Source organism: Chengkuizengella sediminis (genome assembly GCF_010078385.1).
Lineage (GTDB): Bacteria > Bacillota > Bacilli > Paenibacillales > KCTC-33759 > Chengkuizengella > Chengkuizengella sediminis.
Genome location: NZ_SIJC01000002.1, coordinates 221,759 through 247,803, shown reverse-complemented (window position 1 = coordinate 247,803; position 26,045 = coordinate 221,759). Strand labels below are relative to the sequence as shown.

Sequence of the window (26,045 nt, the reverse complement as noted above, 5' to 3'; positions counted from 1 at the left end):
GTCATGAGTAAAGTCAAACAGACAATAACATCGGTGTGATCCACTTCATAATTGCAGGGGTTAAATACGTTTCGTATAAGGATATAACAAAAAGAATACCAATTAGAGATAATATTAAAAATGAATACGTCATAAACGGTTTTGATATATTCCCTCTTTTTTGTAAGAAGCGATTTTTAATTAAATAAATAGAAAAGGAAATTCCAGATACACTCGCGATAATGATGACTGGAACAATAATCAAATTTTGTGGCGCAATAGATACAAGTGCAAATAGAATTCCATCCCATGAAAGTTCCCCTACAATATACCCAGTAGTAAAACCGATTAGTACACCTTTTAAAAAATCAAGAATTAGAATAAATGGTAAACCTATTACTGATAAACCTAATACCCAAATTAAAAGCATCCATTTCAAATGTAAACTAAAGGTTTCCTGTAAGAGTTGTTTGCTGCTTAAATCTGTTTCCTGATTTATCATTTTAAAAAAACTTCCAAGATAACTTGACATGTCCTCTGTTTGTTCAAATGATAAAGCATTAACCATCAACGCTCCAAAAATAATACCCATGATAAATAATACCGAAACAAAGATATAGAGAGAGAGGTGCTCTTTCAGATAATACTGCATATTCATACAATTCTTTCCTCCTATTGTCCTATTGTTACATTCTATGAATCTAAGAAGTAAACTATGACAAATTAATAGAGGTAGATTCTATTATGTTATCTTTCCGTAGGTCCCTCCCCCTCCAGTCTGTATCACACTTTTCCCTTGCTTTGCTAACATAATTAGATCAGATAATTTCTCTCCAACTACTTCACTTATTTGCTCTCTAGTGGCATGATGGAGTACATTCATTTCAGTGCCAAAACGGGATAAAAGTTGATTTAATTTACTAGGACCCAGTCCAGGAATAAACTCCAAAGGAATTTGATATAAATAAGGAGGTTTATTGTTCTTTGACCTTTTTTGGTCAGCAATTTGTGTGATGCGATCAAATACCCCCCGTACTACTTTCTCACTTCCACAATAAGTACACCTTTCTACAACAGAATTGTTTTCTTCAATGATAGAGGAACAATTAGAACAATAAGTTCGATTATATTTGCCTAGCTTTGGATTCAATCCGAAATTTGCTGTTATTTTACGACCATCCTTACGAAGAAGTGCTTTTTTAAGTTCAGAAAAAGTCGGACTCTTTAGTCTTAACTGATTATATTCTCTTGCTATTTTCCCTAATGAATGAGCATCTGAATTTGTTAAAAAAGGAATCTCATTTAACTCTGAAATTAAACCCGCCATTTCTGAATCTGAACTTAATCCTAATTCAACTGCGGAGATAAAATCTAAGTTGAATACATGTGAAAGTTTAGAGGAACAGCTACCATATGCACTCTTATGAGGTGTAAAAATATGCGCTGGAATGAATAATCCATCTCTTCCAATCACTTCTTCTTGTAGTATTTTAGCTGGCACATAAAGCCTTTGAGTACTTAAATTTACATTTTTCATATAATTACTCATCCATCTTGTAAAATCCATCATGCTTTGTAAGTTTGGTAAATATGCTAATACATGAGCTGGTCCAAACCCTTCGTCACAAATCTCTATTTCACTTCCAAGCATCATAGTTGTATTTCTAAATTGAATCCCTCCACCATCCACTTCTTTCATCGTACCTTCATTTAAATAATAAAGGATATCCTCTTGAACAGCAGGAGATTGACAATCTATGATACCTACAATGTCCATTCCTTTTCGCGTGGAAGCTTCTTCCATTATGTTATAAAAAGTTAAATCCCTACTTGCTGTTATTTTAACAGCTTTGCCTTTATTCGATCGTCCAATATGTATATGTAAATCTGCATAATATAATTGCATTTTAAATCTTTCCTGTTAATTTATAGATTTGCCAAGCATAAATAGCTGTGATCGTTTTAGCATCGCTGATTTTCTCTTCCTTAATATATTCCAATGCTTGCTCTAAAGTAATGCTTTCACATGATAAAAACTCATCCTCGTCCAGTTTCATTTCTCCTCTAGTTAAATCCTCAGCTAAAAATAGAACGATTTTTTCATCCGCAAATCCAGGTGAGGTATAAAAAGAGTTGATATGTTGTAATGAACTACAATCAAAACCTGTTTCTTCTTTCAGTTCTCTTAATGCCGCTTCCTCTGGTTCTTCCCCAGGATCTAATTTGCCAGCTGGAATTTCAATCTGATTTTTTTCTAAAGGTTTCCGATATTGTTCTACAACAATCATTTTATCTTCATAAATTGCTAACACAGCTACAGCACCTGGGTGTTTAACAATTTCCCTAGCTGACATTTTTCCATTTGGAAGTTTCACTTTGTCCACCTGCAACGAAATGATTTTCCCTTTAAAAATCTGTTCAGTCTCCACAGTAATTTCTTCAAATCTTTTGTTAAATTCTTCTTTCGATGGTTTGTGGCTCATCACAAAATACCTCCCACATTTATACATAACTTGTCCATTATGGTCATATAATATTGAAAACAACTTAAATAACTATATATTTAAATATCTTATCATGTGAAAGGAATGTTGAACAATGAAATCTTATATTTTAAAAAATCAAATTAAATTCGTAGGAAAGGCGTGGGAAATTCGTTCTCACCTTAATTCTTTACTTAAACAATCTAAATCACAACATATCACATTGCTTGATTATTTAAATTCTATTACTCCCGCTGCACAACATTCAAAGCATCTTGTGCAGCACAACAAACCCCAAGAAAAAAATAAGGATCATCGTGTAATCCCATTCCCATCGACTTAATTGGATAGGGGTATAAGTCCACACTTTTTTCTACTTCATTAATAAATAATTCTGTATTCAATGTGATATTATGCTTCTTATAAAGATGATAGTCAGTCAATTGCTTTTGAATGTGATCTTTATATTTCTTAGGCAGATTGAAAGGTAATGGAACTCGTGAGCTTTGTAATACAATGTTAGATAAAGTTATTAATATATGATGGCTTATTCCCTTGTGTCTATCACGATTTCTTTGAAAACTAATACGTGGGACCATGACCGGAACGCCTCCAAGTATAGATACAGCATTTGCAATTTCCCCAGCCTCTATCCCGGTATGTCCTAATTTTGTACCAGTACCAACAATACCTGGACCCATTAGAATAATAATGATATCCGCTAGTAAAATATGTTTGGCAGCAATCAAAGCAGTAAATTTATTCACAGCTTCAATATCCCCGCCATACGAATGTCCATATGTAATTGTTCCTTCTATCCAATTTAAGTATTTTAATTGAGCTACATGTTCACTAAATGAAATGGGTAAAGCTCCTCCTTCACTCATTACATATCCTATTTTTAGTTTATTTGAAATTTTGTCTTGATTTTGTTTATACTGCAGCCAAGTACATAAAATGGGAAGCATGCTATGTAGTTCACCTATAAGTACGGGTGTACCTTCTAAATTTCTATCCTCCAAAAATAATGAGTGGGTTGAACTATCTTCCTCCTCACATGTTAGTACTGCCCTTTGTTGAGGAGTATATCGAAACTTCATTATATGTCCTATTTTTTTAGAACTACTTTTACTACTGTTATCATCTCTATTGCGGTTTTCTCCCTTATCTAAATATTTTTTATTGTTTAAAATCATATAAACAAAATGATATCCCCCAGAACCTAATTGTAAATCAACAGCAGTTGTATTTAATAAAACCTCGTGTCCAATCTGTACTGACGGGTGAACATCCGTATAATGGATTGCTTTTATATTTTCACCATTTTCTTCTTTCACTTGGATGAACTGTACATTTCTTCTTTCTTTATCGATTTTTGTTACGATACCAATTCTCCAATGTATCATCCCAATTTACATCCTTCCTCTAACCACACTTTCTCAATTGATATTATGCTAAAAAAAAATTTAAAGTACGATTTTATGTGCAATTAACATTTCATTAAGACTCTCTTAATTTAAAAGGATTAAAATAAAACTATCTGAAAGGCAAGGAGATGATTCATATGAAACTATTTGCAGCTGTAGCCCTATCTTCGATATTAGATGGAGCTAAAATTTCAACTGATGCTGAAGTTATGAAAGACAATAAATCTATTGTTGTACAAACTGATGAGACAGAGTCTCGAAATACACCCTCTGAAAACCATCAAAAGAAGTTAATTAATAAGTTTGCTGTACAATTAGGAATCAATACGAATGGAAAGTCAGTGAATAAAATTAAAGATGAGTTGAATCAAATTTGTACGATAAGCATTCTCGCCAATAAATCCCAAGTATAATCAATATTTTTTAATGTTATTTTAAGGTTAACTTAACCTATCATTTATATTCGTTTTTTATAATAAGTATATAACAAAAAATACATACAACTTAGGAGTGAACATTATGAAAAAAGTGATAAGTACAGTTGCTTTATCAGCTTTATTAATTGGAGGTGGAAGCGCAGGAGTCATAGGAATTGCGAATGCACATGAGTCAAATACAGAACGAACAAATATCTATCAAATGATAGATAAGGATCATTTAGAAGAAATAGCAGAACGTTTTGGTATAGATGTAGAGGATAAATCCAAAGAAGAATTACGTGAAGAAATTCAAAAGGCCGCTAAAGAGAAGTTCGAAAACTTATCAATTGAAGAATTAATTGTTATCGCTGAAGGAATGGGTATTGATACGGACGATAAATCTAACGAACAATTACGAGAAGATATTAGAACGGTTATAAAAGAGAGACATAACCAATTATCTATGGAGGAGTTAGAGAACATCGCAGAAAAACTAGACATTGATATTGAGGATAAAACAATGGAGGAAATTCGTGAGGAAATTAGAGAAGTCATCAAAGAACAGTTTGACGATTTATCTTTGGAGGAGTTAGAAGCCATTGCAGAACGATTAGGTATTAATATCCAAGATCTAACAGCTGAGGAAATTCGAGAAGCAATCAAAACTTATCAGAAAGAACATCTATCTTCTAGAGAAGAGTTAGAAGCCATCGCAGAACGATTTGGAATAGAAATCGAGGATCAAACAACTGAAGAGATTCGCAAAGCTATTAGAGAGGCTCGAGAGTCATATTTTACTGAATTGGCAATAGAATTAGATTTAGAATTTAATGATTTATCTATTGAAGAAATTAGAGAAAAAATTAGAGATTATAAAAAATCACAACTGCAATTAACATTAGAAGAATTAATTGTCATTGCAGAGAATCTTGGCATCGATACTGAGGGTCAATCTAAAGAGGAGCTTCTTGAAGCCATTAGAATGAATCATATGACAGAAATTTCTGATCAACTACAAACCATTGCAGAGCTGCTTGGTATTGACATTGAAGGTATGTCTTTAGAAGAAATTCGAGAAGCAATCCAAGAAGTAGAAGATGATTATGATTTCGAATTTTCTGAAGAAAGATTAATTAACTTTGCTGAATTTTTAGGAATTGACACGGAAGGCAAATCAAACGATGAAATCCGTGAAGAAATTAGGCAGTATTTTGAAGATGAAATCGATGAAGATGAAAATGATGAAGATGAAGAAGACAATCACTTATATGGATGGCAGAAAAAAGCTATAAATCTAGGTATTGATATTGAAGGGCTATCTAAAGAAGAAATTTTTGAAGCGATTGATGAGTTAAAATCAGAAAATAGTCAACTAAGTGAAGGTTGGATCAAAAAAGCTGTAGCTAATGACATTGATTATGAAGATAAAACAAAAGACGAAATCAAAAGTGAAATCAAAAAAGATAAAGAAAATAACGGTAACGGACATGGAAAAGATAAAGATAAGGATAAAGGAAAAGACAGAGATTAATATTTGAAAATTTCTGAAGGAGGGTTTCCCCTCCTTTTTTCCTGTTACTTGAGCTATTGTTAAGATTTTATTTATTAATAAACTACATCAATTGTTTTAATAAGATCACTATAAGAACCGAACCTAATATCACAAATAATATGTTTAATCTTAGTAAAACAAGACACGCAGCTGTAATACCTCCAATTATACCAATCCAAGGCTCACCTTCCTCAATAGTTAAAATACCAGGAAATAAAAGTGCTCCTAATGCAGCGTAAGGAATATAACTCAACCATGACTTTACCCAATTAGGCATTATGAAACGATCAACAATCCATACAGGTAAATAACGTGGAAGCATTGTTGCAAGAGACATCCCTAGAATAATTAATAAAATAGAGTCAATCATGTTGTTTCTCCCCTTTAAAAATGAAAACCCCAACCAAACTAACTAATAAAGTGGCTAACAACATAGACCAGCCACTGCTGATTAATAACCATCCACTAAAAATCCCATTTATCAACATGCTAATAACAGCCAGTAAACCATATTTCCATGCCGTTCTCACTGCAGGTATGAGCAAACCAATAAATAATGCATAAAGTGCTATAGACATACTTTCACTAATGTTAGATGGTATAATTGTTGAAAGCAAGGCTCCTAATAATGTGCCTACGATCCAGGATACATAGGAAGTCAGAAATAATCCAACCAAAAAATAAACATTAGGTCTATTATTATTTATAGAGGCAACTGCAAATGTTTCATCAGTGATACCTATAGCTAAAAATGTTTTCCACCGTTTAGGTGCCTCATTAAATAGCTGATTCAGAGATAAACTCATGACAAAGAATCGAAAGTTAATGATAAAAGTAGCTAGTATAATTTCAAAAAACCCTGATCCTGTGGCATACATATTCAACATCATAAACTGACTAGCTCCTCCATAAACAATACTCGACATGAGTACCGAATGAAATAATGATATACCTGTTTCTTGTGCGATAATACCAAAGGCAATACCAACTGGTAAAAAACCTATGACTAAGGGTAAGGCAGCAAAAGCTCCTTTTGTAAATGAATGATTGTTCATCTATGATCTCTCCCTTATATATATTATAATATACTTAAGATTAATTATAATATATCTATTTGGTTTAGGATAACACTTTTTAGTTGAATTGTATATGAAAATTTATTAAGATTTATTTTAAAATAATTAAAATATATAATGAATTTAATGTAATAGAAAAATGGAGGTAAGTATGAATTCTGAAAATCTTTGGGATGAAGAACAGGTAGGAAAACGAGTAGGTACAAAGTTAAGAAATTTAAGATCTATGAAAGGACTAAGCATTGAGGGATTGGCCAATCATATTGGAGTTAGCAAATTAACTTTAGGTAAAATAGAAAGAGGGGAAGCAAATCCCACATTGTCAGTGCTTTGGAAAATTGCAAGTGGCTTATCCGTCCCTTTAACAAGTTTATTCTCAGTTGAATCGGATGTTATTATCTCTCGCAAAAAGGAAGGTATCCAATTCAACAGCTCTGACAAAGTATTTATAGTTGAACATATGTTTAATAATAATTCTCAGTCTTTTGAGTTGTTTAGAGGATATTTACAACCCTTTAGTGAATATGAGTCTGAAGCTCATCCTTCAGGTGTAGTTGAATATGTGACAGTTATGTCTGGCATATTAAAAGTTGAAGTAAGGGGAAATACCTATGTATTACAGGAACATGATTCGATTTGTTTTAAAGCAGATAATGCACATAAATATATAAATCCAAGCTCAGAGTTAGCCGAACTTCATTTTACAATCAATTACCAAAACATAACGTAATACAAAATTCAACAGTTGAAGATGGTTTATAAAACAATGAAAGTAGCAACAAGGTATCCATCCTTGTCACTACTTTCATTTTAGGGTTTGTCATTAAAATACCCCCTATACGTATTGTTTAACTTCAAGACATAAGCTTGTGTATTAACAATAATATAGGGGAAATGATTTTTTCTATTTATTTTCACAATTCAAATTTAAATGTTCTTACTCTCCTTCAGTAACATCTTTCACAATTTGTAGTACTAGCTCAGCACTTTTCACCAACTCTTCAATTGGCATTTGTTCAGCAGTTGTATGAATATGCTCATATCCCACAGATAAGTTCACTGTAGGTACATTCATTCCATTAAAGATGTTTGCGTCACTTGCTCCACCTGAATGTGTTGTTTTTGATTCACGTCCAATTTTCTCCGCTGATTTCATAGCTAATTTAACTAATGGTGCTGTTTCATCAAAGAAAAATCCTGGGAGTTCTTCTGTTTCAAATTCAACCTTAGCACCAAATTCCTCTGCAGTAGAGTAAAAAGCTTCTCTCATTTCATTCACTTGGTTAACCATTTTTTCTTTCACAAGACTTCTTGCTTCAGCAACAATAACAACCTTATCGCTTACTACATTACGAGGTCCACGACCATCAAAGCTTCCAATATTTGCTGATGTTTCAGGATCAATTCTACCTAATTTCATTCTTGAAATGGCTTTACTTGCAACTTGTATAGCACTAATTCCTTTTTCAGGACTAACCCCAGCATGAGCAGTTTTCCCTTTGATCACAACGTCTACATGAGTTTGGAATGGTGCAGCCACACATATTTCACCAACTTTGCCGTCAGAATCTAAAGCATAACCAAAACTTGCATCCAAATGTTTTGGATCAAATACACATGCTCCTACAAGTCCTGCTTCTTCACCAACCGTAATTACAAATTGAATTTTACCATGTGGTATATTTTCCTCTTTAAGAACACGAATCACTTCAAACATCACAGCAATACCGGTTTTATCGTCGCTACCTAAAATCGTTGTACCATCAGAACGAATATAACCATCATCATCAATCTGAGGTTTGATTCCCTTCCCTGGCGCTACAGTGTCCATATGACATGTAAAATAAATGGGAGTTACGTCTCCCCTTCCTTCTGTAGCTTCTAAGGTTGCAACTAAATTTCCAGCTCCATGTTCTGTTTTTTCCTCTGCATCATCCTCAAAAACAGAAAGTCCCAATTGGGTGAACTTTTCTTTTAAAACAATGGATATTTCCTTTTCAAATGTTGTTTCACTATCCACTTGCACTAACTCTATAAACTCATCCACTAAACGTTTTTCTTGTATCAAAACTCTTCCCTCCGATATGTATTATAAGTTACAATATAATTATACAGCTTGGCTCACTTATGATGGCCATTATAGTACTATTTTAGTATGACTAAAAGGAGATGTAAATGTATGGGCAAAAATAAATTATGGTTTAAAATAGTTATTTATGTAATGATAGCGTCTATGTTACTGTCTGTAGTTGTAACTGGTGTTTCTTTATTAGGCATTTAACAAAATCTATATAAACATAACTATAGATAATCACTTCATTAACTTGTTAATGTTAGGAAAATGTTGGTATAAAATTGATTAATTTATATTTTAAAAATGTCGGCCAAAAAAAGGGTATCTGCTTATTCTTTAAGTTGAGATACCCTTTTATATTCTTATTTTAATATAGTTTCGTCCCAAGTCCAAAAGATTCAATATTTTCTTTCACTCTTTGCAAGAACCTGCCACAAATGACACCATCAAGAATTCGATGATCAAGAGATAGGCACATGTTAACCATTGAACGAACAGCAATCATATCATCGATGACTACTGGTTTCTTTACAATCGACTCAAAGGATAAGTTTGCTGCTTGCGGATAACTAATAATCGGATTCGATAAAATAGAGCCAAAAGATCCTGTATTATTTAAAGTAAAAGTGCCACCTTGCATATCATCTAATGTTAACTTCCCTGCTTTTGTTTTTTTCGTTATTGAATCAATATCTTTAGCTATTCCAGCAATCGTTTTATGATCAGCATGTTTAATAACTGGAACATAAACTGAATCCTCAGTACCAACAGCCAATGAAATATTAATGTCTTTTTTAACAATAATTTTGTTCACTGCCCAAGTAGAATTTAATATAGGATAATCTTTTATTGCATTCACTACCGCTTTAATAATAAAAGCTAAGTAGGTTAAGTTAACCCCTTCTTTTTGGAAAAATTCCTGTTTTACTTTATTTCTTAAATTCACTAAATTTGTAACATCCACCTCAACCATTGTCCAGGCATGAGGGATCTCAGTTACACTTTGTCTCATATTTGAAGCTATAGCACTTCTAACAGGAGTTACATCAATAAAGTACTCATTATCTGCTTCTTTTTGATTGCTTTCAACCGATGGTTTTGGAGGAGCTGATAAATGAAGTCCCTTTGTCCCAACAGCTTCTACTTTTTTCTTTTCAGGTACAACCGCAGCCTGAGAAGAGATGGACACCATTGGTTCCTCAGAGTCATTTTCGATATAATTTAATACATCTTTTCTAGTAATTCTTCCACCAATCCCTGTTCCATGGACTAGGTTTAGATCCACATGGTTCTCCGCTGCGATTCTTTGCACCGCAGGTGAATATCTATTTCTCATGCTTTGATCAGAATCTGATGTAACATTTTTCATCGCATTACTTTCTGCTTGTTGAGTCTCTGAGACTTCTTGAACATTAGAGACGCTTTCATCTTGCTTTATTTTAATATTACAAATGACTGTACCTACGTCAACAGTTGCGCCTTCTTCTATGAAAATCTCTTGTAAAACACCTTCGACAGTACTAGGTAATTCAGCTGTCACTTTTTCTGTCATTATTTCACATAAAGGTTCAAATTCTTCAATAAAATCACCAGGGCTTTTTAACCATTTTACGATTGTTGCAGAAACCACGCTCTCTGCAAGCTGTGGCATTGTGATTTCTTGAATCATAGGAATAATACCTCATTTCTTTTAAAATAATGCTAATTCTTTTATGGCGTCCTTTACTTTTTCTGTGCTTAACATATAATACTTCTCTAAAGTAGGACTGAAAGGCATAGCTGGCACATCATAACCACATAATCTCTTTATAGGAGCATCAAGTTCAAATAATAATTCTTCAGAGATAATAGCAGATACTTCTGCACCAACACCACCAGTTTTATTGTCCTCATGAATGATAAGAGCTTTACCTGTTTTTGCAGTTGCTTCCAATATAGCTTCAACATCTAAAGGTTGAAGTGTTCTCAAATCTAATATGTGTGCACTAATTCCTTCTTGCTCTAGTTGCTGGGCTGCCTCTAGTGCGAAATGTACGGTTAAACCATAAGTAATAACTGTGACGTCAGTACCTTCTTTTTTTATATCTGCTTTCCCAATCGGAACTACAAAATCATCATCAGGTACTTGTGAAATGATGGATTGATAACATTTTTTATGTTCGAAATAAATAACTGGGTCTGGATCACGTATTGCTGACTTCAACAATCCTTTCGCATCATATGGAGTCGATGGGACAACAATTTTCAACCCAGGTGTTCCAAAAAAGATTGATTCAGGACATTGAGAATGATATAAAGCTCCAAAAATCCCTCCGCCAATAGGAGCTCTAATCACTACTGGACAATCCCAATCATTATTAGATCGATATCGAATTTTAGCCGCTTCACTTATAATTTGGTTCGTTGCTGGCAGCATAAAATCGGAATATTGCATTTCTGCAATTGGACGCATGCCATACATTGCAGCACCAATGGCAACACCCGCAATAGCTGACTCAGCTAGGGGAGTATCCAATGCCCTGCTTTCTCCAAACTCTTCTATAAGTCCTTTTGTTGCCGTGAAAACTCCACCTTTAACCCCAACATCCTCACCAAGCACAAATACGTTGTCATCTCTGCGCATTTCCTCTGACATCGCTGTCCGTATGGCATCAAGGTAACTTAATTCAGTCACTTCGTTCCGCCTCCTTCGTCTGCATATACATGCGTTAGTGCTTCTTCAGGTTTTGGATAAGGAGCTTGTTCAGCATACTTTGTCGCTTCTTTCATTTCTTCTTTTATTTTTTCCAACAATTGTTGATCTTGTTCTTCGCTCCACAAACCACAATCTATTAAATATTGTTTAAACTTTGGTAATCCATCTGCTTGTCTATGTGCCTCTACTTCTTCCTTTGTACGATAGATCATATCATTATCTGAAGTAGAGTGTGGCGACAATCGATAAGTAACTGCTTCGATAAGTGTTGGTCCCTCACCTTTAATCGCTCGTTCACGAGCTTCTTTTACAACTTTATACACTTCAAGGGGATCATTACCATCAACTTTTATTCCTGGAAAACCATATCCAAGAGCTCGATCCGCTATACTTTCACAGGCCACCTGTTTTTCAAACGGAATAGAAATTGCATACTGATTATTTTCACACATAAAAATGACAGGTAACTTATTAACACCTGCAAAATTACAACCCTCATGGAAATCTCCCTGATTACTGGAACCCTCGCCAAATGAAACATATGAAACAAAGTCCTTTTTTTTCATTTTTGATGCAAGCGCAAATCCTACTGCATGTGGTACTTGTGTTGTTACAGGACTTGAACCAGTAACAATATGATGCTTTTTATGACCAAAATGACCTGGCATCTGTCTACCGCCACTATTCGGATCTTCCGCTTTAGCAAATAGTGACAGAAACAGTTCTTTAAGTGTCATTCCAGCAGCTAACACAAATCCGTAATCACGATAATAAGGAAGAAAATAATCCTTTTGTTTTTCTAGTGCAAAGGCTGCTGCAACTTGAGTTATTTCATGTCCTATACCTGAGACGTGAAAATTAATTTTCCCTGCTCTCTGCAATAACAAAGCTCGCTCATCATATTTCCTTGCTAATACCATTAAGGAATACATCTCTATAAAGTGTTGATCTGTTAAGCCAAGCTTTTCATGTTTGTTTAATTGACCTACTGAATTCATCATGGAGAAAACCTCCTCCTTAAATAATTATAATGAGAACTTAATATCAGGTCTTAATACTTAACTCTAGTATCATTATATCAGTTTTATATTTAGATGCCAATTGCATTTCCATCCACTCCAAGCATAGCTTCTCCCAGAGCTTCAGATAAAGTAGGGTGAGCATGTATAGTTTGTCCTACTTCCCAAGGTGTAGCATCTAATACTAACGCTAGCCCTGCTTCTGATATATAATCTGTTACGTGAGGACCAATCATATGCACACCTAAAATATCATTGGATTCTCTATCTGCGATGACTTTTACGAAACCATCATTACTGCCGTATACTAATGCTTTTCCAATTGCTTTAAATGAAATCGAAGCTGTTTTCACATCAAAACCTTTTTCTTTGGCCTGTTGCTCTGTCCAACCTACACTGGCAACTTCAGGACGAGTATATACACAGCGTGGAATATTTTGGAACAACATTGGATGAACCTCATGTCCTGCTGCATGTTCGACAGCTAAAATCCCTTCATGACTCGCCACGTGTGCAAGCTGCAATCCTCCTATTACATCTCCAATCGCATAGATATGAGACTCATTTGTTTGTAAGTATTGATTGACTTTAATAAACCCTTTTTCTACTTTAATATCCGTATTTTCAAGCCCCAAATTTTCTACATTTGCTTGTCTCCCAACAGATAAAAGCATTTTTTCAGCCATTAAATCTATTTCGGTATCCTTTTGTTTCACTTTCATTTTAACCATTCCATCTTCTGTTTCAACACTATCTGTAAGTAACATTGCATTTTTTATAATCTTTATTTTTCTCTTTTTAAATATACGTTCTAATTCTTTGGAAATCTGTTCATCTTCCGTTGGAATGATGTTTTTTTCAGTTTCAACAATCGTTACTTCTACTCCAAAATCATGAAGTAGAGAAGCCCACTCAACACCAATCACACCACCGCCAACAATAATGATCGATTTAGGTAACTCATTCAACTCTAAAGCCTCATCACTAGTTAAAATAAACTTTCCATCAACATTTAGGTTTGGTAAAACTCGTGGGCGTGAGCCTGTTGCAATAATTAAATTTTTAGGTACAAGTGTTTTATTATTTTCTTCAATCTCTGACTCAATAGCAATCGCACCACTTCTAGGTGAAAAAATGGAGGGTCCTATCACACGTCCATTTCCATAAAATACATCTATTTTATTTTTTTTCATTAGAAACTCTATGCCTTTATGTAGTTGATTTACTATTTTGTTTTTTCTGTTTTGGACTTTTTCAAAATGCAGTTGAATTGAAGATGCACTTATCCCATATTCTTCACTGTTATTCATAGTTGCATATACTTCAGCACTGCGGAGAAATGATTTGCTTGGAATACACCCTTTATGCAAACATGTCCCTCCTAATTTTTCGCGTTCTACTATAGCAACGGTTTTGCCTAATTGTGCAGCCTTAATAGCAGCTACATACCCACCTGTACCACCGCCAAGTACAACAACATCATAATTTAAAGTGCTCACAATCAATATACCCCCTATGTTTTATAAAATTCAATCGACTCTATTGTAACTTTTTCAACATAAGAAATATAGTTAAAAATTTAATATTTTATGTTTAAGGGAAATTCACATGCAATGTTACTTAATATATGATATGATTTGTTTCGTAACAAAATAACTATTTACTGATATGATGTCAATTTGAAAGAGGCACGAAAAATGAAATTAATGATCTCTCGTTTTATAGCTATTTTACTATTAGTGATTCCCGGATTTTTAGCCACATATGGTTTTTTAGAAATAAAAAATTCAATATATGATTATATCGTGACAGTCGGAAATACAGAAGTTGAGAATCAAATCCAATGGGGAAAACTAATGATTGGAATTCTCTGTTTTTCTATAGGCGTTGGATTCATAGGTGGTTGGATTTTTTTCAGAGATCAGAAACGAAACTATGTAGCACCTAGATTCAAACAAAAAAAAGAATAATAGATAAGAAAATGACAATTCCGGCACAAGTTCATCCTTGAACTTGGAAACTTCATCGAAAATGTCTCTTCATTTTCGGGGCGAGATTTGGGCCCCGCAAAAGTACCAGGTATACGCCACGAAGCTTTTCATCACTTTTGTGGGTATATATTACACTCTCCCCCACTGATCAATCCAATGAATAAAGGGTTTAGTTTGAATCCATTGAGTAATGGAACTTTGTTCTGAAATCCAGTGCATATAAACTAACAATATAAAAACGGAAATTTGAGTCCACCATGGCGTCATTATAATGAAACAAAACCCTAACACAAACCCTAATAAATTAGATCCAGAATCACCAAGCATAACTTTTCCCTGAATATCTTTTGGCAACAATAATAATACAGCAATTACTACAGGGAGCAGATAAATAAAGATATTTAATAAGCTGCTAATCAAAAATATTACACTTGATAATAACAAAAAGAACTTTATCGCTCTTCCAGGTCTTAGATCCAACAAATTAACCCCGTTAGTCATTAAAGTAAGAATGAAAAACTGAAGCACTTCTAATAATGGATGGTGTTCTAAAATAATTAAAACCCAAACAGTAAGTACCCCTGTTGATAAAGCCTTGAGTAAACCTGTAGTTAACCTCCTTTCCTTCATGAGTTTCATTAAATGCCCTTTAAAACCCTTTACTTCAGAATCACCTACTTGGTCATCTAGCCATCCCACAATAAATAAAATTGTCAATATGACAATGTATTCACGAAGTAAGGTTTGCTTTATTTCGTATGTTGGGATGATCCATTGAAAAGAGGAGTAATATATGATGAGAAATAACCACAAATACATACCTAAACCGATTGGAATTTCTTGTTGAAGATAATTTTTTGCAACAATATGATGGTTTACTAAATATTTTATGACAACCTGTAAGAGAAGAACTCCGATACACATCATCATAATAGTAAAAAACACCACTTGTGTTAACATACAGGGTCACGCCATTTGTGATATAAGGTTCTTGAGACTGATATAAATTGTTTACCTCTATGTTTAAACCCTGCCCAATCTCTACCAGTTTCTCGATGTTTATATGCGATATCTACCTCGCATAATTGAAAACCTTTTTTAACCGCATCTATCGTTAAACCTACCTCAATCCCAAACCCATCAGACAAAGATATCGACTCCAACAAACTTTTCCGCATCGCCCTTTGACCGGACAAAGGTGCTGCTGTTTTATAACCACTTAACCAATATATCCCATTGACCGCTAGTTTTTTAACAAATCCAAATCCTGCTTTTTTATTTACCTTTGGGAAACGTGCGATCGCCATGTCCATTTCAGCGTTAATAATCGGTGCTACTAACTTTGAAGTCAAAGATGCTGTTTTACCTAAATCAGCATCTAAAAACACAATAATTTCATTTTTCGCTTTTCTCCATCCGTAATCTAATGATGCACCTTTTCCTAAATTTTTAGGATGTCTTATGATTAAGTCCGCCCATTTTTCAGCCTGTTCAAAAGTATGATCTTCACTTCCATCATCTACAACGATGATCTCATTCCATTTATCTTTTCCTTCACAATTTCTTAGATCATGTAAAGAAAGTAAAGTATCTGCTATATTGTCGGCTTCATTCCAAGCTGGGATAATTATAGACACCGATGGCTGCATGTGTTTCTTCCTCCATTATTTTTTTAATATACATCATGAAATTAACAATTTTCTGGGGCTCATCAAAAGGTAATACATTAGAACTAACTTGAATGATAATAGGGTTTGATTGTTTATTTAACGAATTCCAATCTTTCATTTGATTAGTTATCAATTCAAATTGTTGTTCTTCAGAAACCATAATAAGATCTGGTGTTTCCTTCATAGGGGCCTCAAGCCACTCGCCACCCACTGATTGAATTGCAAAAGCGAGCATATCTTTATTGACATCTTCAGAGCTCATCCACATCATTTTTTTATGTTGAAAAATAGGGATCGTTTTTTGATTCAACAGTTGTAACGAACCAACTTGTTTTTGTAGTTCTTGGTTGATAGACAACTGTGATTCATACTTCTCCATAAATCTTTCAGCTATGCTTTCTTCTGTATGATGAATCCATTGTTGACCTAATGTACTGCCAATCAATATTCCAATTCCTAAAGCAAGGAAAATGGAAATGATCGTAATAATATAATATCGACTTGAAACCATTCATTACACCACCTAGAAAACGGATAGTTTAATATAAATCCAGAACATATGAACAATGTCTCTAACTCCAGGATGAACATATGCCATAATTACAATAGGGAAAAGTGCTGCTAATGGAAGAGGCCACATACTTCTGAATTTTACATTTCGTTGATATAACTTGCTTACACCCTTTGCATCAATTAATTTGTCACCTATTTTCATTCTGACAAGTAAAGTACTGGACATTCCCTTTCTCCCTTTTTCTAAAAAATCAATCATATGTGAATGTGCACCCAACGTTATGATCATTTCAGCCTTCTTCTCATAAGCTAACAACATGGCTATATCTTCACTAGTTCCTGCTGCTGAAATCTTTTTTGCTTCTAATCCTAGAGATTGAATTCTTTCAAGCCCAGGAGCATTCCCATTAGGATAAGCATGAACGATAATTTCTGATCCAGATAAAAGAGCATGATTTGAGATGCTATCCATATCACCAATGACAAGATGAGGGTGATAACCATGCTCCAACAAAGCATCAGCCCCACCGTCAACTCCAATCAATACAGGTTTCATATCTTCTACAAAATCTTTAATTGCTAGAAGATCGTTTCTGTAGTCTTTTCCCCTAACTACAATAACCACAGGTCTATTTTTAACTGATGTTTTCAACTTTGGGATTTTCAGAGGTTGAACTACAAAACCCTTCTCTTTCTGAGCATACTGTAGTGTGTTGTCAATAAAACTATTTAAATTACTTGGCAAATTTTTATAACTGATTTGAATTAATTGTTCATACTTGTCTTCAGTAAACATAACAAAAGGAATTTGAATACCCTTAACAAGAATGTGAGATGAATTAATTTTTACGAATTGATTGTCTGAAAATTTCTCAAAAAAAACGTTGTCTATTTCTAAAATGGGTATACCGGCATTTAATAAAATAAGCGGACCTTTTGTTGGATAACTGCCAGTCATTGTTTCACCAGCATTAATAACCGCTTTCACTTTACATCGAACTATGTCCCTTGCTGCAATTTCATCAATATCTTGATGTTTAATAACTGCGATTTGTTTAGGTTTAATGGTCATGAGCAGATGTTTTGTAATTTCATCAACTTGAACAGTACCTTGTAGAGAGAGGAAGTCCTTCTTGTTTAGTTGGTTCCATAGCTTCACTTTAAAACACTCCTCATTTATCTCTGTTCCAAGTTTTATTATTTAATAATGGGGTGAAATTTATACACACCATTTTATCCAAAACAAAAAAGAGCACAAAAAAACCGTAATACATGTATCACGGATTTTTTGTGCTCTTTTTTGTATTATTTAATTCATTACTGTACTATAATTGTGGAAGCCATTGTTTCATGTCCTTCCCCACAAAGGATACTACACACAACAGTGTAAGTTCCAGCTTCATCAAAAGTAACTTCAACAGGTTCTTCACCAGGTAACAATTCAATTCCTAGCCCCTCGATTTTAACTTGGTGTTTTCCTTCATTTGGTAAATTTTTCATAGACAACTTTAATGTTTGGCCCTTTTCAACGATATATTCTTCTTCATCGAAACTCCAGTTTTTTGCTTTAAAGACTAAAGCATTTTCTTCTTCAACTTCTTCTCCAGTTTCATGTTGTCCGATAGCATCGAATGTAACAACAATTCCTAACACACTAGCTATGACAAACAGTGAAACCATGATCCACTTGTGCATTTCTGAATCCCCCTAAAATTTTGATCTATATTATTATTTTACATATTGTATTATCTTAAACAAATCCCTTTTATGTCAACACTGTGAATTAAATATGAATTTTTTATGAACAAAAATAAACCATCTCATTTTGTTTAAAAAGACGATTTATTTTTTAAATTCATTATTTGCTTTTTAAACTAACAACTTGCGCTAGGAGAAATAATTAAACATGATTCTACTTTTCGTTTTTGAATTAAAGTTAAATCCAACAGGATAACCATTTTTTCCCTAATGACACAAAATGATTTTTCTGTTTTAGGACCATAGGATAATGGCACCTGATTTCTGAACAAATCCTTTTCGTTAAATGTAACATTATCTATACAACATTCAACAGGTTCATTATAAGGTTCAGAAATGGTTTGATTAAACTCTTGAAACTTACGACCATGAAAATCCATGGTGCCTTTTTCCGTATGCGACATGCTAACATTTGAATCCTCAACTGGAACTACACAATGAAATGGAACATTTACTGTACAGTGCCTAATCCCACCACAAACTCCATCATCATGTGCATAGTCTACAGTAGAATATCTAATGTTTTTTCTAACATAGCCGCCTAAAAAAACTTTCCCATTCACTACACCACAATCACATTTTGACGAACTGATATTTACTGAGACAAATTCACATTGTTCAAGAACAACTTTCTTATCAATATCCTTTATATCAATTGCTGGAGTATCCAACTCTATATCTGCCTCTAAATCAATTTGCAAGCTCAATTCTCCTACAACGACATCCACTTTTATTTTATCAGGGCATAAAGATTGAGATTGAGAAGTACAATCACATAAAATTGGGGTTACTTTGGCACCCATATCTTCTTCTCCTTCCATAATTAAATAGTGGTACTAAGATATTGTATTCTGAAGATAATAAATTGATTGGTTGTTTGCCATGGAATTAAAAATAAATTAAAAAATAGGCTATAGTATAATTAGGTATAATTTCACAATAAAAGTCCATAAAGAAACCGTTATTTATCGGATTTAAAAATCAAATAAATAACGGTTTCTATAATTTATTTCTCATTCTTTTCAAGAAACTTTATGTTCAATCCTTAGCTTATCCGCCACCATTGCGATAAATTCACTATTCGTAGGTTTAGACTTGCTGATATTCACTGTGTAACCGAATAGAAGGCTGATGGAGTCTATATTACCTCTTGTCCATGCTACTTCAATTGCATGTCTTATAGCACGTTCTACACGGCTTGGTGTTGTTTTATATTTTTCTGCTATTGCAGGGTATAATGTTTTAGTTATTGAACCTAATATCTCTATGTTTTTATATACCATTGTGATCGCTTCACGTAAATATTGATACCCTTTAATGTGAGCTGGTACACCAATTTCATGAATAATGGAAGTGATATTGGCATCCAGATTTTTCGTTTTTGCAATAGGAACAATATTTTGTTTTGAAGAAGATGATAGTGAACTTCGAGATGAAACAACAGATGAATGATTGACTAATTGTCTAATTCGATTTGATAACACATCAAAATCAAATGGCTTTAATATGTAGTAAGAAGCACCTAGTTGAACTGCTTTTTGTGTAATATTCTCTTGCCCAAAAGCGGTGAGCATTATGATTTTTGGTTGTGGTGATATATTTAATTCTCGAAGTTTCTCTAATACCCCTAAACCGTCTAAATGAGGCATTATGATATCAACGATAAGAACATCCGGAGTTTTTCCTTGTTCAATTAAGTCGATAACTTCTTCACCATGAAACGCAATCCCCATCACTTCCATATCTTCCTGTTCAGAAATATATTCTGAAAGTAAATTTGTAAATTCTCTGTTGTCATCTGCTAATAACACTTGAATTTTTTGTTGCACGAAAGATCCTCCTCAAAAGAAATATTTGCCATAACTATCATTTCGACATGACAAATCAAATTCCTTCTGTCGAAAAAAATTTTTTTGTTGGAAATATAGAACAAAAATCTGATAAAACTCACTTTTTTGATGATATCATCGAATTTCTTTTTTAATCTTTAAAAAATGCGCCCTTTAAGGGCGCTAACTTTTGAGATAAATCATCTTTAATTTATGCTTTTAAATGCTTCTTATTTTATTCAATAGTACTAAGCAGCAGAACCTTCATTATTTTTGTTTATATTTTCCATAATATCTGCATCTTTTAACATCCATTCAATAAAACACCCATACCCAGAGGTTGGATCATTTACAAAAACGTGAGTAACAGCACCTACAATTTTCCCATCTTGAATAATTGGACTACCACTCATTCCTTGTACAATCCCACCTGTTTTTTCAATTAAACGTGGATCGGTAATTTTAATGATCATTCCTTTTGTAGCTGGTGCATTTTGTTCAGCAATATGTTTGATTTCAATATCAAATGCTTCAACTTTTTGACCATCTACAACGGTTAAAATTTGAGCAGGTCCTTTTTTTATTTCTTCAGCAAATGCTACAGGCAGTGCTTTTTTAATTTTACCGTGATCGGGCAACTCACCCATATTTCCAAAGATTCCAAATGGTGTGTTTTTAATAATATCTCCTAATACTTTACCTTGATTTGATAATATAGCTCTTTTTTCACCTGGTATACCGTTTTTACTTTTAGAAATCGATGTGACTTTAGAGTGTACAATTTCGCCTTCACCTACAACGATTGGAGTATTTGTATCCATATCTGTAATCGTATGTCCTAATGCTCCATATTTTTTTAAATCAGAGGAATAAAATGTAAGGGTTCCTACACCCGCAGCTGAATCACGAATGTATAGTCCTAATCGATATTTATTATCCTCTACATCAAAAACAGGTTTTAACTTTACATTAAGTTCTTTTCCGTTTCTTAATAAAGTTAAATTTATTGCTTGTCCTTTTTTGCCAGCATCATTCACAAAATCAGAAACTTTACTTACTTTAGTAATTTTTTGTTGATTGATTTCGGTTATTAAATCTCCTAATTTTACCTTTGCTTTTTCTCCTGGAGAAATTTTATTCTCCTCAGATGATGATACGAGGTGGTGTCCTACAACTAAAACCCCATCAGATTTCAACTTTACCCCAATTGTTTGTCCGCCTGGAATAACCTTTAAATCAGGCATAATATTTACACTTACTTTTTTAAAAGGGATCTTACCAAATAATTTCAACTGCATTTCAGTGTGTCCAATCTCATTTGACTGTATGGAAATGGGTTCATTTAAATCCAACTGAAACGAAGGTTTAGATTGCCCATTAACTTTTAAAACAGTTGGGTCTTGAACAGTGAGCTGAGCATGAACAGGCATCGTAAAATCCAGCTGCTTTCCTTGACCAGAAAATAACCTTAATTCAGTCGGAAATGATGCATAACTTTGAAATGGAGAAGATAAACCAAAGATACAAATGAAGAAAACGAGCAGAAGTCCAATCAATCTTTTTACGAACAAAAAATCACACTCCCTTATCCTCCTTCGCTTGACGAATAGGGTATCGCCAATTGCGTACCTATAAGTTATCCTCCACGCCGTTCTTTTATAATTGTAAATGATTCCTCTGTTCCTTTTTCTTATCGGCCATGACAAGCATTTCTTTGGCATGATGTTCCGTTGTTTTTGTCACTTCAACACCACCAAGCATTCGTGCCATTTCATTAATTCGATGTTCTTCATGTAAATGACTTACATGGGTAAAGGTTCTATCGTTTTCAATGGACTTACGAATTAGATAATGTGCATCTGCCATACAGGCAACTTGTGGTAAATGAGTAATGGAAAACACCTGACATTCCTTTGACAACATTGACATTTTTTCTGCTATTGCTTGAGCAGCCCGTCCACTTACTCCTGTATCTACTTCATCAAATATTAATACTGGTATCCGATCCATTTTAGAAAAAATGGTTTTTAAAGCAAGCATAATACGAGACATTTCTCCACCAGAAGCTATTTTATGTAGTGGTCTTAATGGTTCTCCTGGATTTGGTGAAATCATAAACTCAATATGATCCCATCCTTCTTTAGTAAAATGACTCATATCATTAGACATATGTACATCAAACTTGGTCTTCTCCATCTGTAAATCACATAGTTCTAATTCAATTTTTTTTGACAATTGATTTGATATTTTTCTTCTTTTGTCTGACAATTGTTTAGCTGATTTCCTCAACTCATTTAAAATAATTTCTTTTTCTTCTTCGAGCTCCTGAATTTTAACATCTTTATTTTCCATTTGCTCAAGATCAGATTTTATTTTCTCCACATAATTCAAAATTTCTTCGAGATTTTCTCCATACTTCCTTTTTAGGGATGCTATCAAAGCAAGTCTTTGTTCAATTTCATCAAGACGAGACGGGTTAAACTCTATATTTTCCCGATATTCCCTTAAACCAAATGATGAATCCTCAATCTGATAATATGCAGATTGTATTTGTTCTAATAAAGGTTGTAACACTTTCTGATCATAGTGAGATATATGCTCAATATTTGAAACAGCTTTTCCTATAGAATCTAATGTTTGTTCTGTTCCAAATAGGAGCTGATATGCTTTATTTATTCCATCATACATTTTCTCTGCATTAGCTAGTTTGTGCTTTTCTACAGTTAAAAATTCATCTTCTCCCATTTTTAACTGTGCTTTTTCAATTTCGTCAATTTGAAAAGAATATAGATCTTTCATTTGTAAAAGTTGCTTGTCCGATTCTTCTAGTTGTCTCAAATCAGTTTGAACCATTGTGTATCTCTTATAGATAGATTGATATTTAGTTTTTAAATTCTTAATTTTTTCATCACCAAATAAATCCAACCACAATAAATGTTGATCAACATTTAATAATGATTGGTGTTCATGCTGCCCGTGGATATTGATTAAACATTCCCCTATTTCACGTAACATAGATAAATTGACTAATACGCCGTTTACTCTTGATGTACTTTTTCCTTGAGTTGTAATTTCCCTTCGAATGATTAAGTTTTCAGTTTCATCAATTTCTATTCCAAATTTTATAAGTACATTTATTACTGGATGATCTTTCTCCAAGTGAAATAAACATTCAATCTCTGCTTTTTGAGATCCATGTCTAACAAATTCAGATGATCCTCTACCACCAATAATCAAACTTAATGCATCAATAATCATTGATTTTCCAGCACCTGTTTCACCTGTGAAAACATGGAATCCATTTAGAAATTGGATGTTTGCTTCTTCTATTATAGCCAAGTTACGAATAGAGCATTCAATTAGCATAATTATCTACTTTGTCAAAACGAATATATCAACGAATAGAAACTTAGGATGATTGTTAAAAGAAATAAAGTATTTTAGATTCATATTAAAATCAGTTTTGACAAACTTACCTCCCATCTTGTTCTGTTATCTAATGATACGAACGTTTGTTTGAATACATTGTACCATACATATGTTCCCTTTAAAAGAACTGATGAGATATAAGTAAGTTATGAATATTACAATATTTGAATATACTGATATTATTTTAAAAATCTACATTTAAGGCAGCATAGCAATAAGTTTATCCTTAACTTCTATACTCTGCTCCTTCGTTCTACAAATAATAAGGATCGTGTCATCTCCACAAATACAGCCAAGTATTTCATTCCATTCTAAATTGTCTAATAAAGAACCGATTGCATTCGCAGTTCCAGGTAGACATTTCATAACTAATAAATTATCTGCAGCATCGATATGAAGAAAATTATCAACTAATGATCTTTTTAATTTATGAATCGGATTAAACTTTTTCTCCACAGGGATTGCATATTTATATCTACCATCGTTTAAAGGAACTTTAATGAGATGAAGCTCCTTAATATCTCTAGATACTGTTGCTTGAGTTACGTTAAAGCCAGCTTCTTTTAAGGAGGATACTAATTCCTCCTGTGTTTCTATGTCATGATTTGTAATTAATTCTCTAATCTTTATCAATCTTTGTCCTTTCATAACTTCCTCCTAAAATTAAGTAAATTTATATTAATTTCACTTGACTTTTTACCACTGGAAAACTACTTTTTTAATGGTATTATTTGATAAGTCTACGTAGATAATACCCTTAATCTTGTCGTATAAGATCGCATAATTAAATAAATGATCTCTAATTGAGCTCCCTGCTTTCCAATTTACATTATGACGATGTTTTGCAAGTATTACAATATAATCTTCATTATCTTTTGTAGCTATATAATCAATATAAAATCGGCTTGAAAGATCTGACCCATCGATATTAATTTGAATAGGTACGACTAGTTTTCCCGCAATTACATCGTAACCATATCTTTCTAGAATGGAAATCGCCTTTCCTTTTGGCTCACTAGCCTCATGAAGTGGGATATTGGATCTCATTGCTGTTTTGAACCATTTCCTGATCAGAAAGAAGAACCAAACTAATACACTAATAACAATGAGTAATAATACCAATAAATCCTTTTCATATGGCATCATATCACCTCGAAATTAATATTCGAGATAAGACATCAATTTCCTGCCATAATTAACAGAATTTCATCCTTGAGATGAAATATATTGGACATCATCAATAATGTAAGCCTTTACATATAATGTGAAATAAAAACCACCTACCGGTGATCTTTAATTCGATAATTCTTTAGCTTGATTAAGAACTTCATCAATTAATTTTGAGAAGTGATCAGATTGCACGATAGTCTTATTCAATTCATTAGAAGTATTCCAACATGCTAAAAATTCTATGTTTCCTTCTCCGCCTTTAATGGGTGAATAAGTTAAACCTTGTAAATATAAACCTAATTGTTGAGCCATTTCTAATACAGTGATTAATACCTCTCTATGAATTTGAGGGTCCTTGATAACTCCTGATTTCCCGACTTTATCACGTCCTGCTTCAAACTGAGGTTTCACAAGTGCTACGATTGTTCCCTTTTCATCTAATATTTCCTTTAATGTTGGTAAAATCAAACGTAATGAAATAAAACTAACATCTATAGAAGCAAAAGTTGGTGTTGGACCTTGTAAGTCCTCTTTTTTAACATATCGAAAATTAGTACGTTCCATTACTTTTACTTGAGAAGATTTACGTAGGGACCAATCAAGTTGATTATAACCTACATCAATCGCATATACGTATGATGCCCCATTTTGCAGTGCGCAATCAGTAAACCCACCCGTTGATGCTCCAATATCTAAAGCTACACTACCTTCCAAGTGGAGATTAAAAGCATGAATTGCTTTTTCAAGTTTTAAACCTCCTCTACTTACGTAGGGGTGCAAATTTCCTTTTATTCGAATTTGGGTAGTATTTCTTGGTATCTTAGTACCTGCTTTTTCAACCCGCTCTTCATTTACAAAAACAAGACCTGCCATAATAGCTGCTTTTGCCTTCTCTCTGCTATCGAAATGTCCTAATTCAGTTAATAAAATATCAATCCGTTCTTTATCTGCTTGCATAATA

Annotated in this window: 29 protein-coding genes; 6 read left to right on the top strand and 23 right to left on the bottom strand. The window is 33.5% G+C overall.

All coding sequences use genetic code 11. The features are described 5' to 3' along the window. Positions 1–13: 13 nt before the first annotated feature. From spoIIM to EPK97_RS05700, 3 genes are all read right to left on the bottom strand, one after another. Complete coding sequence (gene spoIIM / locus EPK97_RS05710; RefSeq protein ID WP_162035644.1) at positions 14–637, bottom strand: stage II sporulation protein M; 624 nt, start codon at positions 635–637, stop codon at positions 14–16. 84 nt (positions 638–721) lie between these two features. Continuing rightward, entirely contained in the window at positions 722–1,885 is a 1,164-nt protein-coding gene (locus tag EPK97_RS05705) for an endonuclease Q family protein (RefSeq protein ID WP_162035643.1), read from the bottom strand. A 1-nt stretch (position 1,886) separates the two neighbouring features. Beyond that, positions 1,887–2,462, bottom strand: a complete 576-nt coding sequence (locus tag EPK97_RS05700) for an NUDIX hydrolase (protein WP_162035642.1) — start codon at positions 2,460–2,462, stop codon at positions 1,887–1,889. A gap of 115 nt (positions 2,463–2,577) precedes the next feature. On the opposite strand from EPK97_RS05700, the gene mciZ reads away from it, so the two are divergent. Next, the gene (mciZ, locus tag EPK97_RS22535) at positions 2,578–2,805 is read left to right on the top strand and encodes a Z-ring formation inhibitor MciZ (RefSeq protein WP_162035641.1); all 228 of its coding nucleotides are present in this window, start codon (positions 2,578–2,580) and stop codon (positions 2,803–2,805) included. Here mciZ and EPK97_RS05690 read toward each other — a convergent pair. Continuing rightward, positions 2,708–3,868, bottom strand: a complete 1,161-nt coding sequence (locus EPK97_RS05690; RefSeq protein WP_162035640.1) for a DUF3866 family protein — start codon at positions 3,866–3,868, stop codon at positions 2,708–2,710. The two genes, mciZ and EPK97_RS05690, sit on opposite strands and share 98 nt — an antisense overlap. A 158-nt stretch (positions 3,869–4,026) precedes the next feature. On the opposite strand from EPK97_RS05690, the gene EPK97_RS05685 reads away from it, so the two are divergent. Together EPK97_RS05685 and EPK97_RS05680 are read left to right on the top strand one after the other, a co-directional pair. Continuing rightward, positions 4,027–4,302, top strand: coding sequence for a hypothetical protein (locus EPK97_RS05685; protein ID WP_162035639.1), 276 nt, complete (start codon positions 4,027–4,029; stop codon positions 4,300–4,302). 106 nt (positions 4,303–4,408) lie between these two features. Then, the gene (locus EPK97_RS05680; RefSeq protein WP_162035638.1) at positions 4,409–5,839 is read left to right on the top strand and encodes a trigger factor; all 1,431 of its coding nucleotides are present in this window, start codon (positions 4,409–4,411) and stop codon (positions 5,837–5,839) included. Positions 5,840–5,921: 82 nt separating this feature from the next. Here the strand turns inward: EPK97_RS05680 and EPK97_RS05675 are convergent, their stop codons facing one another. Both EPK97_RS05675 and EPK97_RS05670 read right to left on the bottom strand, forming a co-directional pair. Further along, a complete protein-coding gene (locus EPK97_RS05675) occupies positions 5,922–6,230 on the bottom strand; it encodes an AzlD domain-containing protein (protein WP_162035637.1) in 309 nt (102 codons plus the stop codon). Then, a complete protein-coding gene (locus EPK97_RS05670; RefSeq protein WP_162035636.1) occupies positions 6,223–6,915 on the bottom strand; it encodes an AzlC family ABC transporter permease in 693 nt (230 codons plus the stop codon). Before EPK97_RS05670 ends, EPK97_RS05675 begins: the two co-directional genes overlap by 8 nt. Before the next feature lie 172 nt (positions 6,916–7,087). On the opposite strand from EPK97_RS05670, the gene EPK97_RS05665 reads away from it, so the two are divergent. Continuing rightward, on the top strand, positions 7,088–7,666 hold the full coding sequence (locus tag EPK97_RS05665) for a helix-turn-helix domain-containing protein (RefSeq protein WP_162035635.1): 579 nt from the start codon (positions 7,088–7,090) through the stop codon (positions 7,664–7,666). 207 nt (positions 7,667–7,873) lie between these two features. Here the strand turns inward: EPK97_RS05665 and EPK97_RS05660 are convergent, their stop codons facing one another. Further along, positions 7,874–9,004, bottom strand: coding sequence for a M20/M25/M40 family metallo-hydrolase (locus tag EPK97_RS05660; protein ID WP_162035634.1), 1,131 nt, complete (start codon positions 9,002–9,004; stop codon positions 7,874–7,876). An 87-nt stretch (positions 9,005–9,091) separates the two neighbouring features. Here EPK97_RS05660 and prli42 point away from each other — a divergent pair, with 87 nt between their 5' ends. Next, positions 9,092–9,217: a stressosome-associated protein Prli42 gene (prli42, locus tag EPK97_RS22125; RefSeq protein WP_338075658.1), complete on the top strand. Its 126-nt coding sequence runs from the start codon at positions 9,092–9,094 to the stop codon at positions 9,215–9,217. A gap of 160 nt (positions 9,218–9,377) precedes the next feature. Here the strand turns inward: prli42 and EPK97_RS05650 are convergent, their stop codons facing one another. From EPK97_RS05650 to lpdA, 4 genes are all read right to left on the bottom strand, one after another. Further along, positions 9,378–10,679, bottom strand: coding sequence for a dihydrolipoamide acetyltransferase family protein (locus EPK97_RS05650; RefSeq protein WP_162035632.1), 1,302 nt, complete (start codon positions 10,677–10,679; stop codon positions 9,378–9,380). 21 nt (positions 10,680–10,700) lie between these two features. Next, on the bottom strand, positions 10,701–11,684 hold the full coding sequence (locus tag EPK97_RS05645) for a pyruvate dehydrogenase complex E1 component subunit beta (RefSeq protein WP_162035631.1): 984 nt from the start codon (positions 11,682–11,684) through the stop codon (positions 10,701–10,703). Continuing rightward, complete coding sequence (locus EPK97_RS05640; RefSeq protein ID WP_276609473.1) at positions 11,681–12,706, bottom strand: thiamine pyrophosphate-dependent dehydrogenase E1 component subunit alpha; 1,026 nt, start codon at positions 12,704–12,706, stop codon at positions 11,681–11,683. Before EPK97_RS05640 ends, EPK97_RS05645 begins: the two co-directional genes overlap by 4 nt. Before the next feature lie 89 nt (positions 12,707–12,795). Next, complete coding sequence (gene lpdA, locus EPK97_RS05635; RefSeq protein WP_162035630.1) at positions 12,796–14,223, bottom strand: dihydrolipoyl dehydrogenase; 1,428 nt, start codon at positions 14,221–14,223, stop codon at positions 12,796–12,798. A gap of 198 nt (positions 14,224–14,421) precedes the next feature. Here lpdA and EPK97_RS05630 point away from each other — a divergent pair, with 198 nt between their 5' ends. After that, positions 14,422–14,694 (top strand): DUF2627 domain-containing protein, encoded by a 273-nt coding sequence (locus EPK97_RS05630; protein WP_162035629.1) that lies wholly within the window; start codon positions 14,422–14,424, stop codon positions 14,692–14,694. 150 nt (positions 14,695–14,844) lie between these two features. Here EPK97_RS05630 and EPK97_RS05625 read toward each other — a convergent pair whose 3' ends face one another. From EPK97_RS05625 to EPK97_RS05570, 12 genes are all read right to left on the bottom strand, one after another. Then, entirely contained in the window at positions 14,845–15,675 is an 831-nt protein-coding gene (locus EPK97_RS05625) for an MraY family glycosyltransferase (RefSeq protein ID WP_162035628.1), read from the bottom strand. After that, positions 15,669–16,364 carry a glycosyltransferase family 2 protein gene (locus EPK97_RS05620; protein WP_162035627.1) on the bottom strand — a complete coding sequence of 232 codons (696 nt, stop codon included), beginning with the start codon at positions 16,362–16,364 and terminating at the stop codon, positions 15,669–15,671. The genes EPK97_RS05625 and EPK97_RS05620 overlap by 7 nt, the downstream gene beginning before the upstream one ends. Next, positions 16,324–16,896, bottom strand: a complete 573-nt coding sequence (locus EPK97_RS05615; protein ID WP_162035626.1) for a copper transporter — start codon at positions 16,894–16,896, stop codon at positions 16,324–16,326. The genes EPK97_RS05620 and EPK97_RS05615 overlap by 41 nt, the downstream gene beginning before the upstream one ends. A gap of 12 nt (positions 16,897–16,908) precedes the next feature. Beyond that, positions 16,909–18,057, bottom strand: a complete 1,149-nt coding sequence (gene steA / locus EPK97_RS05610) for a putative cytokinetic ring protein SteA (protein WP_205690233.1) — start codon at positions 18,055–18,057, stop codon at positions 16,909–16,911. Between the two features lie 158 nt (positions 18,058–18,215). Beyond that, positions 18,216–18,593: a cupredoxin domain-containing protein gene (locus EPK97_RS05605; RefSeq protein ID WP_162035625.1), complete on the bottom strand. Its 378-nt coding sequence runs from the start codon at positions 18,591–18,593 to the stop codon at positions 18,216–18,218. Between the two features lie 179 nt (positions 18,594–18,772). After that, complete coding sequence (locus tag EPK97_RS05600; protein ID WP_162035624.1) at positions 18,773–19,459, bottom strand: CsxC family protein; 687 nt, start codon at positions 19,457–19,459, stop codon at positions 18,773–18,775. A gap of 219 nt (positions 19,460–19,678) precedes the next feature. Continuing rightward, the gene (gene spo0A / locus EPK97_RS05595) at positions 19,679–20,485 is read right to left on the bottom strand and encodes a sporulation transcription factor Spo0A (RefSeq protein WP_162035623.1); all 807 of its coding nucleotides are present in this window, start codon (positions 20,483–20,485) and stop codon (positions 19,679–19,681) included. A 248-nt stretch (positions 20,486–20,733) separates the two neighbouring features. Further along, positions 20,734–22,056, bottom strand: coding sequence for a SpoIVB peptidase (spoIVB, locus tag EPK97_RS05590; RefSeq protein WP_240903705.1), 1,323 nt, complete (start codon positions 22,054–22,056; stop codon positions 20,734–20,736). Between the two features lie 85 nt (positions 22,057–22,141). Then, positions 22,142–23,851, bottom strand: a complete 1,710-nt coding sequence (gene recN, locus EPK97_RS05585) for a DNA repair protein RecN (RefSeq protein ID WP_162035621.1) — start codon at positions 23,849–23,851, stop codon at positions 22,142–22,144. 261 nt (positions 23,852–24,112) lie between these two features. After that, complete coding sequence (gene ahrC, locus EPK97_RS05580; protein WP_160643733.1) at positions 24,113–24,562, bottom strand: transcriptional regulator AhrC/ArgR; 450 nt, start codon at positions 24,560–24,562, stop codon at positions 24,113–24,115. A gap of 48 nt (positions 24,563–24,610) precedes the next feature. Continuing rightward, on the bottom strand, positions 24,611–25,057 hold the full coding sequence (locus EPK97_RS05575) for a hypothetical protein (RefSeq protein ID WP_162035620.1): 447 nt from the start codon (positions 25,055–25,057) through the stop codon (positions 24,611–24,613). A 150-nt stretch (positions 25,058–25,207) separates the two neighbouring features. Beyond that, the gene (locus tag EPK97_RS05570) at positions 25,208–26,041 is read right to left on the bottom strand and encodes a TlyA family RNA methyltransferase (RefSeq protein ID WP_162035619.1); all 834 of its coding nucleotides are present in this window, start codon (positions 26,039–26,041) and stop codon (positions 25,208–25,210) included. Between the last annotated feature and the right edge of the window lie 4 nt (positions 26,042–26,045).

Bases quoted from the DNA above. Each gene is read 5' to 3' on its own strand.
- spoIIM (WP_162035644.1), bottom strand. From the start codon at position 637: ATGAATATGCAGTATTATCTGAAAGAGCACCTCTCTCTCTATATCTTT.
- EPK97_RS05705 (WP_162035643.1), bottom strand. From the start codon at position 1,885: ATGCAATTATATTATGCAGATTTACATATACATATTGGACGATCGAAT.
- EPK97_RS05700 (WP_162035642.1), bottom strand. From the start codon at position 2,462: ATGAGCCACAAACCATCGAAAGAAGAATTTAACAAAAGATTTGAAGAA.
- mciZ (WP_162035641.1), top strand. From the start codon at position 2,578: ATGAAATCTTATATTTTAAAAAATCAAATTAAATTCGTAGGAAAGGCG.
- EPK97_RS05690 (WP_162035640.1), bottom strand. From the start codon at position 3,868: ATGATACATTGGAGAATTGGTATCGTAACAAAAATCGATAAAGAAAGA.
- EPK97_RS05685 (WP_162035639.1), top strand. From the start codon at position 4,027: ATGAAACTATTTGCAGCTGTAGCCCTATCTTCGATATTAGATGGAGCT.
- EPK97_RS05680 (WP_162035638.1), top strand. From the start codon at position 4,409: ATGAAAAAAGTGATAAGTACAGTTGCTTTATCAGCTTTATTAATTGGA.
- EPK97_RS05675 (WP_162035637.1), bottom strand. From the start codon at position 6,230: ATGATTGACTCTATTTTATTAATTATTCTAGGGATGTCTCTTGCAACA.
- EPK97_RS05670 (WP_162035636.1), bottom strand. From the start codon at position 6,915: ATGAACAATCATTCATTTACAAAAGGAGCTTTTGCTGCCTTACCCTTA.
- EPK97_RS05665 (WP_162035635.1), top strand. From the start codon at position 7,088: ATGAATTCTGAAAATCTTTGGGATGAAGAACAGGTAGGAAAACGAGTA.
- prli42 (WP_338075658.1), top strand. From the start codon at position 9,092: ATGACTAAAAGGAGATGTAAATGTATGGGCAAAAATAAATTATGGTTT.
- EPK97_RS05650 (WP_162035632.1), bottom strand. From the start codon at position 10,679: ATGATTCAAGAAATCACAATGCCACAGCTTGCAGAGAGCGTGGTTTCT.
- EPK97_RS05640 (WP_276609473.1), bottom strand. From the start codon at position 12,706: ATGATGAATTCAGTAGGTCAATTAAACAAACATGAAAAGCTTGGCTTA.
- EPK97_RS05630 (WP_162035629.1), top strand. From the start codon at position 14,422: ATGAAATTAATGATCTCTCGTTTTATAGCTATTTTACTATTAGTGATT.
- EPK97_RS05625 (WP_162035628.1), bottom strand. From the start codon at position 15,675: ATGTTAACACAAGTGGTGTTTTTTACTATTATGATGATGTGTATCGGA.
- EPK97_RS05620 (WP_162035627.1), bottom strand. From the start codon at position 16,364: ATGCAGCCATCGGTGTCTATAATTATCCCAGCTTGGAATGAAGCCGAC.
- EPK97_RS05615 (WP_162035626.1), bottom strand. From the start codon at position 16,896: ATGGTTTCAAGTCGATATTATATTATTACGATCATTTCCATTTTCCTT.
- EPK97_RS05605 (WP_162035625.1), bottom strand. From the start codon at position 18,593: ATGCACAAGTGGATCATGGTTTCACTGTTTGTCATAGCTAGTGTGTTA.
- EPK97_RS05600 (WP_162035624.1), bottom strand. From the start codon at position 19,459: ATGGGTGCCAAAGTAACCCCAATTTTATGTGATTGTACTTCTCAATCT.
- recN (WP_162035621.1), bottom strand. From the start codon at position 23,851: ATGCTAATTGAATGCTCTATTCGTAACTTGGCTATAATAGAAGAAGCA.
- ahrC (WP_160643733.1), bottom strand. From the start codon at position 24,562: ATGAAAGGACAAAGATTGATAAAGATTAGAGAATTAATTACAAATCAT.
- EPK97_RS05575 (WP_162035620.1), bottom strand. From the start codon at position 25,057: ATGCCATATGAAAAGGATTTATTGGTATTATTACTCATTGTTATTAGT.
- EPK97_RS05570 (WP_162035619.1), bottom strand. From the start codon at position 26,041: ATGCAAGCAGATAAAGAACGGATTGATATTTTATTAACTGAATTAGGA.